At 59.4% G+C, this 15,629-nt stretch carries 14 protein-coding genes; 11 read left to right on the top strand and 3 right to left on the bottom strand.

The genetic code is table 11. The features are described 5' to 3' along the window. Nucleotides 1-80 precede the first annotated feature (80 nt). The 5 genes from HWW87_RS19230 (at nt 81) to HWW87_RS19210 (ending at nt 4,328) form a co-directional block, all read left to right on the top strand. On the top strand, nt 81-905 hold the full coding sequence (locus HWW87_RS19230; RefSeq protein ID WP_175821672.1) for a transporter substrate-binding domain-containing protein: 825 nt from the start codon (nt 81-83) through the stop codon (nt 903-905). Then, on the top strand, nt 902-1,579 hold the full coding sequence (locus HWW87_RS19225; RefSeq protein ID WP_244107305.1) for an amino acid ABC transporter permease: 678 nt from the start codon (nt 902-904) through the stop codon (nt 1,577-1,579). Before HWW87_RS19230 ends, HWW87_RS19225 begins: the two co-directional genes overlap by 4 nt. Continuing rightward, nucleotides 1,579-2,268 (top strand): amino acid ABC transporter permease, encoded by a 690-nt coding sequence (locus HWW87_RS19220; protein ID WP_175821671.1) that lies wholly within the window; start codon nt 1,579-1,581, stop codon nt 2,266-2,268. The genes HWW87_RS19225 and HWW87_RS19220 overlap by 1 nt, the downstream gene beginning before the upstream one ends. After that, entirely contained in the window at nt 2,246-2,983 is a 738-nt protein-coding gene (locus tag HWW87_RS19215) for an amino acid ABC transporter ATP-binding protein (RefSeq protein ID WP_175821670.1), read from the top strand. The genes HWW87_RS19220 and HWW87_RS19215 overlap by 23 nt, the downstream gene beginning before the upstream one ends. A gap of 85 nt (nt 2,984-3,068) precedes the next feature. Then, nucleotides 3,069-4,328 (top strand): M20/M25/M40 family metallo-hydrolase, encoded by a 1,260-nt coding sequence (locus HWW87_RS19210; protein WP_175821669.1) that lies wholly within the window; start codon nt 3,069-3,071, stop codon nt 4,326-4,328. Here HWW87_RS19210 and HWW87_RS19205 read toward each other — a convergent pair. Continuing rightward, nucleotides 4,319-4,975, bottom strand: a complete 657-nt coding sequence (locus tag HWW87_RS19205) for a GntR family transcriptional regulator (RefSeq protein WP_175821668.1) — start codon at nt 4,973-4,975, stop codon at nt 4,319-4,321. The two genes, HWW87_RS19210 and HWW87_RS19205, sit on opposite strands and share 10 nt — an antisense overlap. A gap of 395 nt (nt 4,976-5,370) precedes the next feature. Here HWW87_RS19205 and HWW87_RS19200 point away from each other — a divergent pair, with 395 nt between their 5' ends. Continuing rightward, a complete protein-coding gene (locus HWW87_RS19200) occupies nt 5,371-6,870 on the top strand; it encodes an ATP-binding protein (protein WP_175821667.1) in 1,500 nt (499 codons plus the stop codon). A gap of 61 nt (nt 6,871-6,931) precedes the next feature. After that, complete coding sequence (locus HWW87_RS19195) at nt 6,932-8,104, top strand: alpha-hydroxy acid oxidase (RefSeq protein ID WP_175821666.1); 1,173 nt, start codon at nt 6,932-6,934, stop codon at nt 8,102-8,104. Nucleotides 8,105-8,172: 68 nt separating this feature from the next. Here HWW87_RS19195 and HWW87_RS19190 read toward each other — a convergent pair whose 3' ends face one another. Continuing rightward, complete coding sequence (locus tag HWW87_RS19190; protein WP_175821665.1) at nt 8,173-8,817, bottom strand: response regulator; 645 nt, start codon at nt 8,815-8,817, stop codon at nt 8,173-8,175. Between the two features lie 110 nt (nt 8,818-8,927). After that, nucleotides 8,928-10,022: a porin gene (locus HWW87_RS19185; protein WP_175821664.1), complete on the bottom strand. Its 1,095-nt coding sequence runs from the start codon at nt 10,020-10,022 to the stop codon at nt 8,928-8,930. 866 nt (nt 10,023-10,888) lie between these two features. Here HWW87_RS19185 and HWW87_RS19180 point away from each other — a divergent pair. The 4 genes from HWW87_RS19180 to HWW87_RS19165 are packed head-to-tail and all read left to right on the top strand — an operon-like array spanning nt 10,889 to nt 15,628. Continuing rightward, nucleotides 10,889-12,043 carry an ABC transporter substrate-binding protein gene (locus HWW87_RS19180; RefSeq protein ID WP_175821663.1) on the top strand — a complete coding sequence of 385 codons (1,155 nt, stop codon included), beginning with the start codon at nt 10,889-10,891 and terminating at the stop codon, nt 12,041-12,043. Between the two features lie 19 nt (nt 12,044-12,062). Beyond that, nucleotides 12,063-13,100, top strand: a complete 1,038-nt coding sequence (locus HWW87_RS19175) for a branched-chain amino acid ABC transporter permease (RefSeq protein ID WP_175821662.1) — start codon at nt 12,063-12,065, stop codon at nt 13,098-13,100. Continuing rightward, on the top strand, nt 13,097-14,905 hold the full coding sequence (locus HWW87_RS19170) for a branched-chain amino acid ABC transporter ATP-binding protein/permease (RefSeq protein ID WP_175821661.1): 1,809 nt from the start codon (nt 13,097-13,099) through the stop codon (nt 14,903-14,905). The genes HWW87_RS19175 and HWW87_RS19170 overlap by 4 nt, the downstream gene beginning before the upstream one ends. Continuing rightward, entirely contained in the window at nt 14,906-15,628 is a 723-nt protein-coding gene (locus HWW87_RS19165; protein WP_174430146.1) for an ABC transporter ATP-binding protein, read from the top strand. It begins immediately after the preceding gene. Nucleotide 15,629: the final 1 nt, after the last annotated feature.

Raw genomic sequence — 15,629 nt, 5'->3', positions numbered from 1 at the left:
TGACCAAAAAAATCGTACTTCGAGGTGAGCGTTTCCAGCCCGAATCTTTGCAACCCGACCCGTATCGTTAGGAGCTTTCCATGCAGCCTCCGATCATCCTGAGCCGTCTTCTTGCCGCCGGCCTCGTCGCTGTCGCGCTGATCGGCGCGTCCCCGGCTCACGCGCGTTCCCTGCAAGAAATCCTCGAATCAAAGAAGATCGTGTTCGGTATCAATCCGAATTTGCCGCCGCTCGGTTTGTACGACGCGAAGAATACGATCGACGGCTTCGATGTCAGCGTTGCTCGCAAGCTGGCCGATGCGCTTGGTGTGAAGCTCGAGATCGTTCCCGTCGGATCGGCCGATCGCGTGCCGTTCCTGATGGCCGACAAGATCGATGCGGTGATGGGCGGCATGACCCGCAACCCCGACCGGTTGAAGGTGATCGATTTCACCGATCCGGTGAATACCGAAGTGCTGGGCGTGCTGACGACGCAAGCCACCACGTTCAAGGACTACACGCAACTGAACGATCCCTCGGTCAGGCTGGTGCAGGTTCGCGGCACGACGCCGGTGAAGCTGATCCAGGAACAGTTGCCCAAGGCGCAATTGCTGTTGCTCGACAACTACCCGGACGCGGTGCGCGCGATTGCGCAGGGGCGGGCCGATGCGCTGATCGACGTGCTCGATTTCATGCTGAGCTATACGAAGAACTATCCGACGAAATGGCGAGTCGTCGATTCGCCGATCGAGGTCGACTACGATTGCATCGGCATCCGAAAGGGCAATACCGCGCTGACCGAACGTTTGAACAAGGAAATCGCCACGCTGCATAAAACAGGCTTCGTTGCAGCCAGCTGGAAGCGCTGGTTCGGCGGCCCGATGCTGCACGATCCGACTGCGGCGCCTATGACCGCCGCAAAGTGACGACGATAACACTTCAGTTCGCCCCGATCCTCGAACAGTGGCCGTATCTGCTTGCAGGTGCATGGCTGAGCCTGCAGATCGCCATGCTCGCGTTCGTGTTCGGCATGCTGATCGGCGTCGTGTGCGCGTCCATTGTGCATTACGGGCCGGCGTCGCTACGGCGAGTCGTCGCCGCCTACGTCATGTTCGCGACCAACACGCCGCAGCTCGTCCAGATCTTCTTCCTGTTCTTCGCGCTGCCGGAAGTCGGCGTGACGCTGAGCCCGTTTTCGGCGGTGCTGATCGGCGCGACCTTCAACGCGGGCGCCTACCTGTGCGAAATCCAGCGCGCCGGTTTCGCATCGGTGCGTCGAGCAGAGATCGAGGCAGCGGAGGTGCTCGGGTTTTCGACCTCGCAGATAGTGCGTTACGTCATCTTTCCGCATGTGTTGAAAGTCATGTTTCCGCCGTTGTCGAACCAGTTCATCGTGATGACGCTCGGTACCTCGATGGCATCGGTGTTCGGTGTCGAGGAATTGACGGGGCGGACGTTCAATCTCAGTTCGCAGACGTATCTGTCCGTCGAGGCGTTTAGTGTGGCAGCGGTGATGTACATCGCGATCACGTTGATTGCGACGTTCGCGCTCGCGGCATTTGGGCGATATGCGTGCCGAGCGAAGATAAAGGTGTTTTGATGGTCGATACTGCCGCGTCGGAACTGCGCCATCTGTTCTCCTACTACAACGCCGCGCTGCTGGTGCAAGGTTTCGTTGCGACCCTCGCGCTCTCCGCCGTCGGATGTGCCGCGGGCTTTGCCGTCGGGTTCGCCGTGGCCGTGGTCCGGGTGACGCGCACCCGCGCACTGGCGCCGGTTCGGGCGCTGCTGTTCGCGTATTGCGTCGTGTTTCGGCGTATACCGTTCCTCGTCACATTGATGCTTGTGTTCTTTGCGAGCCAGTCAAGCGGCGCAAAGCTGTCGACATTTTCGGTCGCGCTCGTCAGCGTAAGCCTGATTGCGTCGGCATATCTGGGCGAAATCGTGCGAAGCGGGCTCGAATCCGTTCATCCGAATCAGCGCGAGGCGGCCGTCACATTGAATTTCGGTTACCTGAAAATGCTGCGGTATGTGGTTGTGCCGCAGGCCTGGCGGGTGATCGTGCCGCCGACGTTCGGTTTTTTCGTCATGTTCATCAAGGATACCGCGCTGGCCTCGCAGATCGGCGTGATGGAGCTGACGTCCGCCGGAAAGGTGCTCAACGACAAGGGATTTTCCGCCGGTCTCGTCTACGGCGCGATTCTGCTGCTGTATTTCGTCATGTCTTACCCGCTGTCGCGTTTTGGAAAGCATCTGGAGAAGAGCCTTGCCGCAACTCGAAATCGTTGATCTGAAAGCATCGTATGGCGCTCATACCGTCCTCGAACGCATCAATCTTTCCATCGAGAAAGGCGAGGTCGTCAGCCTGATCGGTCCGTCCGGCTCGGGCAAGAGCACATTGTTGCGCGTGCTGCTCGGGTTGCTGCCGCTCGCGCAGGGCAGCGTGCTGCTCGATGGTCGCGAGATCGATTACGCCAGCCGCGAGCGCGTGCGCGCGTTGCGTACGGATGTCGCAATCGTGTTCCAGCAATACAACCTGTTTCAGAACATGACCGCGCTCGAGAACGTGATGATCACGCCGACGAAGATTCGCGGTAGACCGCGCGAGCAGGTCGAGCGGGAGGCCACGGAACTGCTCACGCGCGTCGGTCTCGCACATCGGCTGCAAGCCTATCCCGACGAGTTGTCCGGCGGACAGCAGCAGCGTGTCGCGATTGCCCGTGCGCTTGTGCTGAAGCCCAAGCTGTTGCTGCTGGACGAGGTGACCGCGGCACTCGATCCGGAACTCGTCAACGAAGTGCTCGATACGATCCACGAGCTGGCGCGGGGCGGCATCACGATGGTGATCGTGTCGCACGAAATGAGCTTTGTCCGGCAGGTATCGACGAAAGTGGTGTTCATGGCGGGCGGTCAGGTGGTCGAGTCGGGATCGCCGCAAGCAATTTTCGACGCCCCGCGAGAATCACGGACGCGCGAATTCGTGGGAAAGATTCTGCGCCATTGAGCCGGTTCGGCGCCGGATATCATGTTCGCGTCGTGCACCGCCGGTGCAGCGGCGCGGTAGCTCACTGCCATTCAAGGAATCGCAAATGGATGCAAAGTTGCTTTCAGCAGCGCTGCTCGACACCATCGATCGAAATTTCGCAACGCAGGTCGATTTTCTCGCCGCACTCGTGCGTAAGCCGTCGGACAACCCGCCCGGCGACTGCGCCGCACATGCGGACATGGCAGCCGACTGGTTGGAGACACTGGGCTTCACCGTGGAGCGGCATTCGGTGCCGGCATCTGAGGTAATGGCGGCCGGTATGGTCAGCGCGACCAATCTCGTCATTCGCCATCGTTTCGGCGACGGCCCGGTTGTTGCGCTGAACGCGCATGGCGATGTCGTTCCACCGGGCGATGGATGGAGTGCGGATCCGTACGGTGCCGAAATCCGGGACGGCTGGATGATCGGCCGCGGCGCCGCCGTATCGAAATCCGATTTCGCGACGTATGCGTTCGCGCTCAAGGCGCTGATCGATAGCGGCCTGTCGCTGGCCGGTACGATCGAACTTCATTTGACATACGACGAGGAGACTGGCGGCATCGTCGGTCCCGCATGGCTCTTGAAGCAGGGCATCGTGAAGCCCGACTATGCGATCTGTGCGGGCTTCTCGTATTCGATCACGACCGCACATAATGGTGCGGTGCATCTGGAGGTGACGGTGCGCGGCAAGTCGGCGCACGCCGCGCGGCCCGACACGGGCCATGATGCGCTGGAAGCGGCTACTGCAATACTCGGTGTGCTTTATGCCCATCGGAATGCCCTGCGCGAGATCCATTCCGCGACGCCTGGTATTTCGCATCCGACGCTCGTGGTGGGCCTCATCGAAGGGGGGATCAATACGAACGTCGTACCGGACAAGGTGACGTTCCGGTTCGACCGGCGCGTCATTCCGGAGGAATCGCCTCACGACGTGGTGAGCGACCTGAAGGCACTGATCGGCACGGCGGTCACCGGTTGGCCCGGCGTTGGCGTGGACATTCGCGAAGTTCTCGTGACGTCGCCGCTGCGCGCCATCGATGGCGCAGAACGCTTGTCCGCTGCACTCCAGCGGGCGGCCAAAGAGGTGTTCGATCAGGATATCCCGACGGAAGGCGTGCCGCTCTATACGGATGCACGCCTGTATTGCGAAGCAGGTGTTCCGACAGTCATTTACGGGGCGGGCCCGCGCACGCTGCTCGAGGCGAACGGCCACCGCGCCGACGAGCGCGTGGCAATCGAGGACCTGCGCATCGCGACGAAAACGGTCGCGTTGGCGCTGCGGGACCTCCTCGCGAGCCCGACGCATGAGTTGAATCAGCCATAGGTGCCTTCGGCCAGACGCTCGAGCACATAGCGGCGGAGATTCTGAAGATGGGCACGCACGGCAGTGCGCGCGGCCGATGCGTCGTCTGCCAGATAGGCTTCGAGAATCGCGAGGTGTTCGGCGCGATCGTCCTCGATGCGATTAAAGGGCGTGACCAGTTCGAATAGTCGGCTGTTGGTTCGAACGAGTTCGATCGTTCGCGCCAGTACATCGTTGCCGCTCGCGCGGGCCATCAGCGTATGCACCTGATCGTCGACTTCCCAGTGCGCCTGTTCCTGCTGGCCGCTGCTGAGAGACTTGATTTTCTTGACAAGCTGGTGAATCTGCTTTTTGTCGATCTTGCCGATCGCGAGTGCGACTGCCTCGCACTCCAGGAGTTCTCGCACCTTCATTGCCTGAAAATATTCCTGCGCGCTGACGAGGCGTACCGAGTATGAACGCGCGCCAGAGCGAACCAGCAGGCCTTCGCCTTCAAGGCGGAGGAGCGCTTCACGCATCGGCGTGCGCGAGATGTTCAGTTCCTCGGCGAGGCGGCCTTCGACGACCGGGCCGCCGCTTCTGAGCGCTTTGCCCAGGATCATGCGGCGCAACGCTTGGTAGGCGAGTTCGCCGAGTTTTTCGGAGTGGGTCGGAGCGGGCGCTGTCATGTGTCTTGCAGATGGTTTTCGGTATATCTATTGTATACGGTCGGCGTGTTGGTTGGTCGTGCAGGTAACAAACGAAACGTCCGCGTGACTCCTGCGATTTCCGCTTCTGCGCCTGTTGACGGGTACATCACTCACAACTCATCCGCCTAAAGTCTTCCCTTGAACTCCACGGTGTAGCGCTCGGGAGCAATGCGGCCAAACCGAGTTGGTGGCTATCAATGTCGGCATTCGAGAATTTTATCAACCAGTTGGAGAGATACAAGGCGACTCTTACCACTAAAGAAATCTTTGGCTGGGGACCCCATTTCGCCTCTATGGGTCAAAATCGATGACACATTAAGCTGTGATTTGACCTTGCTACATAGCTGTCACACTTCGTCGTTGGATCTCAGCGAATGGAAACGTCTCCTGAATTCGAATTGTCGGATGCCGACCGCCTTGCGCTTCTTCAATCGCTGAAGACGTGCATGATCCTGCACGACGCGAAAACCAAGGCCATTCTTTGGGCCAATGCCGCAGCATGCAACACACTGGGTTTCACCGTCGAAGAACTGCGGCCGCTCAAAGCGCCCGATATGAGCCGCAACGCGGAAAAGTACCGACATGAGATCGGCTTGCAGTGGCTGAAGGATGCAGCGGAGAACGGCGAGAGCATTATCGAATGGTGTTATCGCGCGAAAGACGGCACGGAAATCCTCTCAGAAGCGGTAGCGACATGTGTCAAGCTACATGATCGTGACGTACTGATGGTCCAGTTCAGGGATATTGCAGCAGAAGAACGAATCAAAAAGGATCTGAAGCGATTTGAAGCACGCCTCAAGGAATTCATGCATGACTTGAGTGAAGGTATTGCCGTACTGTCGGAAAACGGCGAGATCAAATATCTGAGCGAGTCGTCGTGTCGGCTGCTTGGGTTGCCGGCGGATGCGTCGACACCGATGAATTTCACCGCGTTATGCGATGGCGCATCGCAGCGGGTTGTGCTTGCACAGCTCGCCGAAGCGGAGCTGTGTCACGAGCCGACTTCGTTTCGCTACCGAATCAGAAATGGTGACGGATCGCTGCGCTGGCATGACGCATTCTGCCGCCATGTTGAGCTGGAAGACGACCTGACTGGCATCCTGCTGCATTTTCGTGATGTGACGCCTCAAGTCGAGGCCGAGGAAATGCGTCGAGCAAGCGAGCGCAAGCTCGAATATCTTGCGCGCTATAACGCAATGGGCGAGATGGCCATGACGCTCTCGCACGAACTCAGTCAGCCACTTGCGTCGGCGCGTAATTTTCTCGAGGGCGGAATGATGCGACTCAACGATTCGCCTGTTACCCCGGACGAAGTGATGTGGGGGCTGGAGAGCGTGCTTAAACAGGTCGAGCGCGCGTCGATCATCATCAAGAGTGTCCGCGATTACGTCGTGAAGCTCGAACAGGTTGAGGAGGTGATCGACCTGAACGACATCGTGCACGATGTCGAGTATTTCGTCGCCCTGAAGGCGCGGGAGGTTGGCGTGGCATTCGAATTCACGCTTAGCGATCGCCCGATACGGGTCCGCTGCGAAAAGATCCTGATCGGGCAGGTGATCCTCAATTTCGCTTTCAATGCGGTCGAGGCCATGCTCGACGTGCCCGAGGCGTCACGTTTCCTGACCATCGGGACGTGTTCGGAGCGCGGTCGGGCAGTGCTGCGCGTGTCGGACACCGGTGTCGGAATCGATCTTGGCCAGCATGAGAAAGTATTTGACGGTTTCTTCACGTCGAAGCTCGGGGGTAACGGTATCGGACTGTCGCTCTGCAAGAACATCATTTCCCGGCATGGTGGCGACGTATGGGCCGAAGCCAATCCAGGCAGCGGCACGTCTTTCTGCTTCACGCTTCCGCTAGAAGAGCGGGATGGTTGACTCACAGTCGTCCACGAGTCAGCAGCAACGCATCCATACTTAGCCCACGTCTCAAACACTGATGAAAAGACATTTGTTCGTCCCCGCTCACTTTCACCGCGCCTGCAATGTTGACGAACTCCGGCTGCTGGCTCGGCGCCGGCTGCCGAATTTCGCGTTCGAATATCTGGACGGAGGCGCAGAGGACGAGGTGACGATGCAGGCCAACCGGAGCGCATTCGAGCGCTGGCGCTTTGTGCCGAAGGCGCTTGTCGATACGCAGCGCCGGGACCTGTCGAGCACGCTGTTCGGCAAGCCCGTCGCGTTGCCGTTGATCGTCGCGCCTACCGGTTTCAACGGCATCTACCATCGTCACGCGGATCTGTCACTCGCGCGCGCCGCGGCGCGGACCGGCATCCCGTTCACGCTCAGCACGGTGTCGAACATGCGTGTCGACGAACTCGCACGCGAAGCGGGCGGCCGTGTCTGGATGCAGCTCTACATGTTGAAGGATCGTGCGGTGACCGCGGGACTGATGCATCGTGCTGCTCAGGCTGGCTGCGACACGCTGGTGCTGACCACGGACGCAACCCACCTTGGCAATCGAGAATGGGCACAACGACCGTTTCGTGCGCCGATGAAACTGAACTGGCGCAATCAGATCGATGTGCTGTGCCATCCGCGCTGGATCGGAAATGTGCTGATGCCGCACGGTGCTCCGACGTTTGCAAATCTTGCCGAATATCTGCCGGCTGGCCAGCAAAGCGTGCGCAGTGGCATGGGCTATATGGCGAGCCAGATGGATGCCTCGATTACGTGGGACGAGGTGGCGTGGCTGCGCGAACGCTGGGCGGGCACGCTGATCGTCAAGGGCGTGTTGGATGCCGAGGACGCCACCCGCGCAATCCACGCAGGTGCAGACGGTGTGGTCGTCAGCAATCACGGTGGCCGTCAGCTCGACGGCACCGTGCCATCGATCGACGTGCTCGCCGAGATCGTTCGCGTCTGCGCGGGACGTGCAACGGTGATTGTGGATAGCGGTTTTCGCCGCGGTACCGATGTGGTTAAGGCACTCGCACTTGGCGCGCACGCGGTGATGATCGGCCGACCGGTGCTTTACGGTGTCGCGGCGGGCGGAGAACACGGTGCGCTGCATGCGCTATCCTTGCTGGTCTCTGAAATCGATCGTACGCTGGGACAGCTTGGTTGTCCCTCGATCGAGTCGTTAGGGCCGCAATTTTTGCGTGCGGCGTGATGCTGAACTATGCGCCAACCTGGGGGCACATTGATCAGTGGAAGTGGCCGACTGCCTGCCCTTGAGGTCTAGCCACGCGGGTGGGTTGTGGCCATTGCATGCCGCGCTTCGATCACGTCCTTGAGCAAGCTCGCAAAAGAGGTCGCGCCGAGTTTCTCCTTGATGCTCGCGCGATAGACGTCGATCGTTTTTGCGCTGATACCCAGCTCACGCGCAATCAGCTTGCTCGCTTTTCCTTCGATCACGCCGTTCAGTACTTCCTGCTCGCGCGGCGTAAGCGCACGGATGCGCTGGATCAACGCCTGGAGATGCTGATTCACCCGATGCGTTTCGCTCGCGATCTTCATCGCGTTCTGGATGCGGTCGAGCATCTGCTGCGAGTTGTAAGGCTTCTCGACGAAATCGATCGCGCCGTTCTGCAGGGCACGTACCGACATCGGGATATCGCCATGACCTGAAACGAAAATGATAGGCAGCGAGACACTTCGACGGTTGAGCTCAGCTTGCAGATCGAAGCCGCTGACCCTCGGCATGCGTACATCCAGCACCAAGCAACCCGGCACGCTGGGATCGAATTGTTCCAGGAACTCCACTGGACCCTGAAAACAGCGGGTCTGAATCTTCACCGAGGCGAGCAGCCAGGACAGCGACGTACGCATATCCTCGTCGTCATCGACGACGTACACAATGGGGGACTGGGTCGGTGCATCCATATCGTGCTTCGAAGTTCGCTGCAATGAGAATAGCTGGCCGCCCCGAAACATCGAGCCGGTCAGCTGTCATCGTAGCGGTTCAAAAAAAGTTGCAGTAAGCGAATCCGTGTCTAGAACATGTGCAACATGCCGATCACGACCGAGTTCGAATTCTGGCCGGGCTTGGGTGCGGCAAGCGCAGCGGGACCGCCTGCATTGTTCAGCGAGAACGACGCAGCGTCGCCGTTGCGAACCTCGGCGGCGCCCGCATATACGATGGTGCGCTTCGACAACGGATAGTCGTAACGGATACCGAACGAATCGGCGTTTCCATCGCTATTGGCGATCTTGCGATAGTGGCCGTAGCTGAGCAGTAGTTTTCCGACGCTGATCGGTACTTCGGCGCTTGCCTCGAAAAAGTCGGAATGCGGATTCGCGTAGGTCGAGCCGGCCATATTGGGCAAGTCCTGGCCGCCGCGGTGCCTCATATAAACGAAGGCCGGTTTTACGAAGCCGAAGTTGTACGACACGCCGGCAAGTGCGTAATTGCCGCCTTCCACCGGGCTACTTGCGGTGAGCGTCCTGACCGGACTGAAGCGTTGAAGCTGATAGCCGATATCTACAGACAAATTGTTGTACACGTAGTTGATACCTCCGCTGTAGGTATCGCCAAGCGATGCCGGAGCGCTGTTCGACGAGCCGTTGTTGCCCCTGGCGATCAGTGCGCGAACGAGGAACCCGCCTATGCGCGGCGACACATAGCGCAACGAGTTACTCACGCGCAGTGAAGGGCCATAGACGAAGTTGTCAGCAGCATTGCCCCAGCCCAGACCCGCACCGTAAGCCGGCAGCGAATACGTGACGAGAATCGTATGAATCGGGGTGTAGTTGACGCCAGCCTGAAACGCGCCGAACGATCCCGCGAGACCGACCCATGATTCGCGGCCGAACAATGCGCCGTTCTGCCCGCTAACGCCGTTAAAGGAATTGAAACCATTCTCGAGCTTGAAAATGGCACGTAGCCCTCCCCCCAGGTCTTCAACGCCCTTGAGTCCCCATGAGGTGGCGGCTATGTCGCCGCTGCCCATGTGGACTACGTGATTGGGGCCGAAGTTCGAATATTCGATCGATGTGTCGATCCGGCCATACAGAGTGATGCTTGATTGAGCAAGGACTGGCGTTGCACATAACGTCAATGCCGAGGTGAGAATGATTCGCTTGGTCATGCTGTTAGTTCCCCTGGATTGAAGGTTCGTTCCGTGTCTCGTAGTTTTCTTGTAAGTCAGTATTCGATGACATGATTCGTAGTCCAAATATGTAAGAGAGGCAGAGCTCCTCCCCAAGGACTGGCAATCATGTCATTCGATAAAACGACCATGCCGCAATCAATTCGCCAGACCGTGTAAGGAACCGGAAGGCTGGGGCGATGGGGCGGGTGCCGCCGGTAGCCAACCCGGCACTCTGAATGTCCCGACGACGAGCGCAGTCTAGGTGATCATTTTTTTGACGGTAAGCAAAGGAATGCACTTGCCGCTGCAGAATAATCTTTAGGTTTTTACCGAATCTTCACTGGCGAAACTATGTCAGTGGTGGAATGCAGAACGCGTCCATTCATTGCACGAACCCTGTTTCAGACTGGGCCTCCGACTAAAGATTTTCCTAGGTCGGGCGGTGGTTTTGTTGGGTTACTGTCAAAAAATAGTTCTCTTAGACTGCCTTCACCGTTTAACGAGTCGGCGTATCCGATGCGTGCTGCTCAGATTTTTCCGATAAGGCCAGTGCCGTCACTGCCGATGCTCATGGCGGCCGGTCTGGCATGTCGGCCCGAGCCGTCTGCTCGGTCACTGACTTCCCTCCGAAATTGCGAGTGTCAGTTTTCAGGGGAAGATCACCGAATCCAAGCAGGTGGGTTCGCATTCCGTCATTTTTTGTCGAACTGGTCGACATCAAGGTTCGAGAAGGCGCAGAAGCCCTGTCTACTACTGCCGACAGCTTCATCGGATGTGTCGCGTGCGCTAACCCGCCGAACCGAATTCATAGCCGATCTTAATTGACTCACTGGTATTCGCTAACCTGTCCTTGGGAGCTTGCAATGTTGTTGAAGAAAATTTCGACGGTGGCGCTCGTCGCACTGGCCGCTGCCGGTTGGCTGCCGGCTTATGCGCAACTCAAGATCGGCGTGGTTACTTCGTCGACGGGGCCGACAGCACTTGTCGGTATTCCACAGAAAAATACGGTGCCGCTGTTACCGAAGAAAATCGGCGATCTGAGCGTCGACTATATTTCTCTGGATGATGCGAGCGATCCCACGGCATCGGTGACCAACTTCAAGAAGCTCATTTCCGAAAACAAGGTCGACGCGATCATTGGACCGACCGGGTCGCCCAATGCGATGGGTGTGATCCAGTTCGCCGCCGAATCCGGCACGCCGATGTTGGCCCCGGTCGGCACCGCCGCGGTGGTGCTGCCAATGACCGAGCAGAAAAAGTGGGTATTCAAGACCACGCAAAACGATGACCTGATTGCTCAGGCGCTGGTTGACTATATGGTCAGGACCAACGTGAAGACCGTGGGCTTCCTCGGCTTGAATGACCCGTATGGCGAGAACTGGTATCGGGTGTTCTCGGGGCTTGCCAAGACTCACGGGATACAGATTACGGCGAATGAACGCTACCAGCGCGCGGACAGTTCGGTGACGGGGCAGGCGCTCAAGGTGATGGCCAGCCATCCGGACGCCGTACTGATCGCAGCGCCCGGCGGCGCCAGTGTGCTACCGGAAGCGACGCTCTATGACCTCGGCTACAAGGGCAAGTTTTATCAGACACACGGCGCGGCGTTGCCCGATTTTCTGAAGCTTGGCGGCCGCAAGGTCGAGGGCACGGTGCTGGCTGCTAGTCTCATGCTCGTGTTACCCGAGATACCCGACAGTAATCCGTCGAAGAAAGTCGCGACCACCTATATCGACGCTTATCAAAAGCTGAATGGCGTAAAACCCGCAACCTTCGGTGCGAACGTCTACGATGCGGGGCTCCTGCTCGAACGTGCGGTGCCGATTGCGGAAAAAAAGGCGGGGCGACCCGGTACGGCTGCGTTTCGCAGTGCATTGCGAGATGCACTCGAGCAGACCCGCGATCTGGTCGGCACGCAGGGCGTCTACAACATGAGTTCCGCCGATCATAGCGGTTTTGACGATCGCGGTCGCGTGCTGATTACCGTCAAGAACGGCAATTGGGCGCTCATCAAATAAGTCAAAGCCAGACGTCCCGATGAACGCTCAGATAGTTTCGATCCTCAGTCAGGACGGCTTCACCAACGGTGCAATTTATGCGTTGCTGGCGTTGTCGATCCTGCTGGTATTCAGTGTCACCCGGGTGCTGTTCATCCCTCAGGGTGAATTCGTGGTCTACGGCGCGCTGACGCTGGCAACGATGCAGTCGGGCAAGCCACTACTCGTCGTCTGGTTGCTGGTCGCATTCTCGTTAGCAGAAGCGGCGGCGGACCTCGCTGCGCGCTATCGGCGCATACACGCGCTTCGCCTGTCGGCCGTGGAATGCGGGAAGCTCGCTTACGCATGCGTGCTCGCCGTCTTGGTACATGTGCTGCCGGTGGCTCAACTCCCTGTTTCGCTGCAAGCGTTGCTGACCTTTGCGCTGATCGTGCCGCTCGGCCCACAGTTGTATCGACTCTTCTATCAACCGCTGGCTGGATCGTCGGTGTTGGTGCTGATGATCGTGTCGATTTCGGTGCATATGGCACTCGTGGGGTTGGGTTTGCTGATCTTCGGCCCGGAGGGCGCGCGCATCACGCCGTTCATCGACGTGCCGTTGCAGCTCGGCACCATCAACCTGAGCAGTCAGGCGTTGCTGATTATTTCGACATCCATACTGTTGATGGTCGTGATGCGCCAGGCATTCGAACGCACCGTTTATGGAAAAGCGTTGCGTGCAGTCGCATTCAACCGGATCGGTGCCCGGCTGATGGGTATTTCACCCGTATTCGCAGGCAAGGCGACGTTTTTCATCGCTGCGCTAATCGGCGTGCTGTCCGGGATTCTGATCGCGCCGCTTACCACGCTGTATTTCGACTCGGGTTTTCTGATCAGTCTGAAAGGCTTCGTCGGCTCGATCATCGGGGGGCTTGTCAGCTATCCGGTCGCAGTAGCAGGGGCGTTTCTGGTGGGGCTGATTGAATCGTTCTCGGCATTCTGGGCCAGTCCCTACAAGGAGATCATCGTTTTTACGCTGCTCATCCCGGTGCTGCTGTGGCGCTCCCTGAAGAGTCATCCTGTTGAGGAGGAAGAATGACGCCTCGCCGCATCTTCATTTGTGCACTGGTGCTATTAGCGGTTGCCCCACTCGTGCTGCCGCCGTTCTACGTGACTCTGCTCAACTACATTGCGTTGTACGCGCTCGTGACGCTGGGTCTCGTGCTGTTGACGGGCGTCGGCGGTATGACCAGCTTTGGCCAGGCGGCGTTTGTCGGCATCGGTGCCTACACCACCGCCGTGCTAACCGTGCAGGCTGCGACGCTGCCGGCATGGATTGGCTGGCTGGGTACATCGCCATGGCTGACGCTCGTGGCGGGGCTGGTGTTGACGCTGGTGGCGTCCTGCCTGATCGGCGCGTTGACTTTGCGTCTGTCGGGCCACTTCCTGCCGCTCGGGACGATCGCATGGGGCCTGAGTCTCTATTTCGCGTTCGGCGCGATCGGCGGATTGGGCGGCAACACGGGCATCGCCGATATTCCGCCGGTGACGCTGGCGGGTGTCAGCCTGCGCGACGGCGCCCGCATGTATTACCTGATCTGGTTGTTCCTGCTGGTGGCGATCGTCTGTACCGGCAATCTGCTCGATTCACGTGCAGGCCGCGCGATACGGGCGCTCAAGGGCGGCATGGTAATGGCCGAAGCAATGGGGGTAAATACGGCGCGTGCGCGCATGGTGATCTTCGTCATCGCCGCATTGCAGGCGAGTGCGTCCGGCTGGCTCTATGCGCATATGCAGCAGTTCGTGAACCCGGTGCCATTCGGCATCCAGATGGGGATCGACTATGTGTTCATGGCCGTCATCGGTGGTGCGGGGCAGGTGTGGGGCGCACTGCTGGGAGCGGGCGTATTCACCATCGCGAAGCAGTGGTTGCAGGACATCCTGCCGAAGCTGCTCGGCGAGACAGGCAACTTCGAGATCATCGTGTTCGGCTTTGGCATGGTATTCCTGCTGCATTACGCGCGGGGTGGTTTGTGGCCGCTGTTCGCGCGTCAACTGGCAGTGATCGGCCGAAGCGCGAGCCGCATGGGTTCCCGCGTGGATGCGAATGCCGCTGCGTTGCCGAAGCGCTCCATGCCGCCACGGCGCGAAGTCCTGCTGGAGGTGCGCGACGTCACGCGCCGCTTTGGTGGCCTGGTGGCGAATGATGCCGTCAGTCTGAGCGTGCACGCAGCGGAGATCGTCGCGTTGCTGGGGCCGAACGGTGCGGGCAAGAGCACGATGTTCAATCAGATCTCCGGCGTCGATACGCCGACCTCCGGTGAGGTCGTGTTTCGCGGCGAACGCATCACCGGCATCGGCTCGAGAAAGATTGCCCGGCGCGGTATGAGCCGCACCTTTCAGCATGTGCGGCTGCTGAGCCGGATGAGCGTGCTCGACAACGTCGCGCTGGGTGCGCACCTGCGCGGAAGCAGTGGCGAACTGCGCGCCGCGTTCCGGTGCGAACGGGATGAAGAACGCAGTTTGCTGGCCGAAGCTGCGCGGCAGATCCATCGGGTTGGGCTGGGTGCCTATCTGAACGAGGAAGCCGGATCGCTGGCTCTTGGACAGCAACGCGTACTGGAAATCGCCAGGGCACTCGCGTCCGATCCGTGCCTGCTGTTACTCGACGAGCCGGCAGCCGGCTTGCGCTATCAGGAGAAGCGCGATCTCGCCGAGCTGCTGAACAAGCTGCGCGAAGAGGGACTCGCGATTCTGCTGGTCGAGCACGACATGGACTTCGTGATGAATCTGGTCGATCGCGTGGTGGTGATGGATTTTGGCAAGAAGATCGCCGAAGGTCTGCCGGCCGAGGTGCAAAAGCATCCAGCGGTACTCGAGGCCTATCTGGGCGGGGAGGAATGAATGGCCGGAGAACTGCTGGAGGTACGCAATCTGTCGGCCTCATATGGCAAGGTGCGTGCGCTGTCGGACGTCAGTCTACGGGTGGGCGAAGGGCAGATCGTGACCGTGATCGGGCCGAACGGCGCAGGCAAGACCACACTGCTGTCGGCCCTCATGGGCGTGCTGCCGTCGGAGGGCGAGATCGCCTTCTGCGGCCGTCATCACCCGCATGCGCTGATCGAGGACAGGGTAGCGGCGGGTATGAATCTCGTGCCCGAAAAGCGCGAGTTGTTTGCCGAAATGCCTGTGGAGGACAACCTGTTGCTAGGCGCGTTCAGTCGGATTCGCAAAGGCCATCGCGACCATCCGCAGACGATGCAGGAGGTCTACGAACTGTTTCCACGTTTGCGGCAGCGTCGCAACCAGGCCGCGGGCACGCTGTCCGGCGGCGAGCGCCAGATGCTTGCAGTCGGACGCGCGTTGATGGCGCGGCCCAGGCTGCTGATGCTCGACGAACCGAGTCTGGGTTTGGCGCCGCTGATCGTACGTGAAATGTTCCGTATCGTGGCTGCGCTGCGTGAGCGCGGTGTGTCGATCCTGCTGATCGAGCAGAACGCGCGTGCCGCGCTGAAAGTCGCGGACTACGCGTACGTGCTGGAAACGGGTGCGTTGACGATGGAGGGGCCGGCGGACGAGATCGCCCGGGACTCGAGGATCGTCGACGTTTACTTGGGATTGTCTTGAG

The organism is Burkholderia sp. BCC0419 (assembly GCF_902830285.1).
GTDB lineage: Bacteria > Pseudomonadota > Gammaproteobacteria > Burkholderiales > Burkholderiaceae > Burkholderia.
The sequence above is the reverse complement of the archived record's forward strand: the minus strand, read 5'-3'. Positions and strand labels throughout refer to the sequence as shown.

Bases quoted from the DNA above. Each gene is read 5' to 3' on its own strand.
- HWW87_RS19190 (WP_175821665.1), bottom strand. From the start codon at position 8,817: ATGGATGCACCGACCCAGTCCCCCATTGTGTACGTCGTCGATGACGAC.
- HWW87_RS19185 (WP_175821664.1), bottom strand. From the start codon at position 10,022: ATGACCAAGCGAATCATTCTCACCTCGGCATTGACGTTATGTGCAACG.
- HWW87_RS19180 (WP_175821663.1), top strand. From the start codon at position 10,889: ATGTTGTTGAAGAAAATTTCGACGGTGGCGCTCGTCGCACTGGCCGCT.
- HWW87_RS19170 (WP_175821661.1), top strand. From the start codon at position 13,097: ATGACGCCTCGCCGCATCTTCATTTGTGCACTGGTGCTATTAGCGGTT.
- HWW87_RS19195 (WP_175821666.1), top strand. From the start codon at position 6,932: ATGAAAAGACATTTGTTCGTCCCCGCTCACTTTCACCGCGCCTGCAAT.
- HWW87_RS19220 (WP_175821671.1), top strand. From the start codon at position 1,579: ATGGTCGATACTGCCGCGTCGGAACTGCGCCATCTGTTCTCCTACTAC.
- HWW87_RS19200 (WP_175821667.1), top strand. From the start codon at position 5,371: ATGGAAACGTCTCCTGAATTCGAATTGTCGGATGCCGACCGCCTTGCG.
- HWW87_RS19175 (WP_175821662.1), top strand. From the start codon at position 12,063: ATGAACGCTCAGATAGTTTCGATCCTCAGTCAGGACGGCTTCACCAAC.
- HWW87_RS19205 (WP_175821668.1), bottom strand. From the start codon at position 4,975: ATGACAGCGCCCGCTCCGACCCACTCCGAAAAACTCGGCGAACTCGCC.
- HWW87_RS19165 (WP_174430146.1), top strand. From the start codon at position 14,906: ATGGCCGGAGAACTGCTGGAGGTACGCAATCTGTCGGCCTCATATGGC.
- HWW87_RS19230 (WP_175821672.1), top strand. From the start codon at position 81: ATGCAGCCTCCGATCATCCTGAGCCGTCTTCTTGCCGCCGGCCTCGTC.
- HWW87_RS19210 (WP_175821669.1), top strand. From the start codon at position 3,069: ATGGATGCAAAGTTGCTTTCAGCAGCGCTGCTCGACACCATCGATCGA.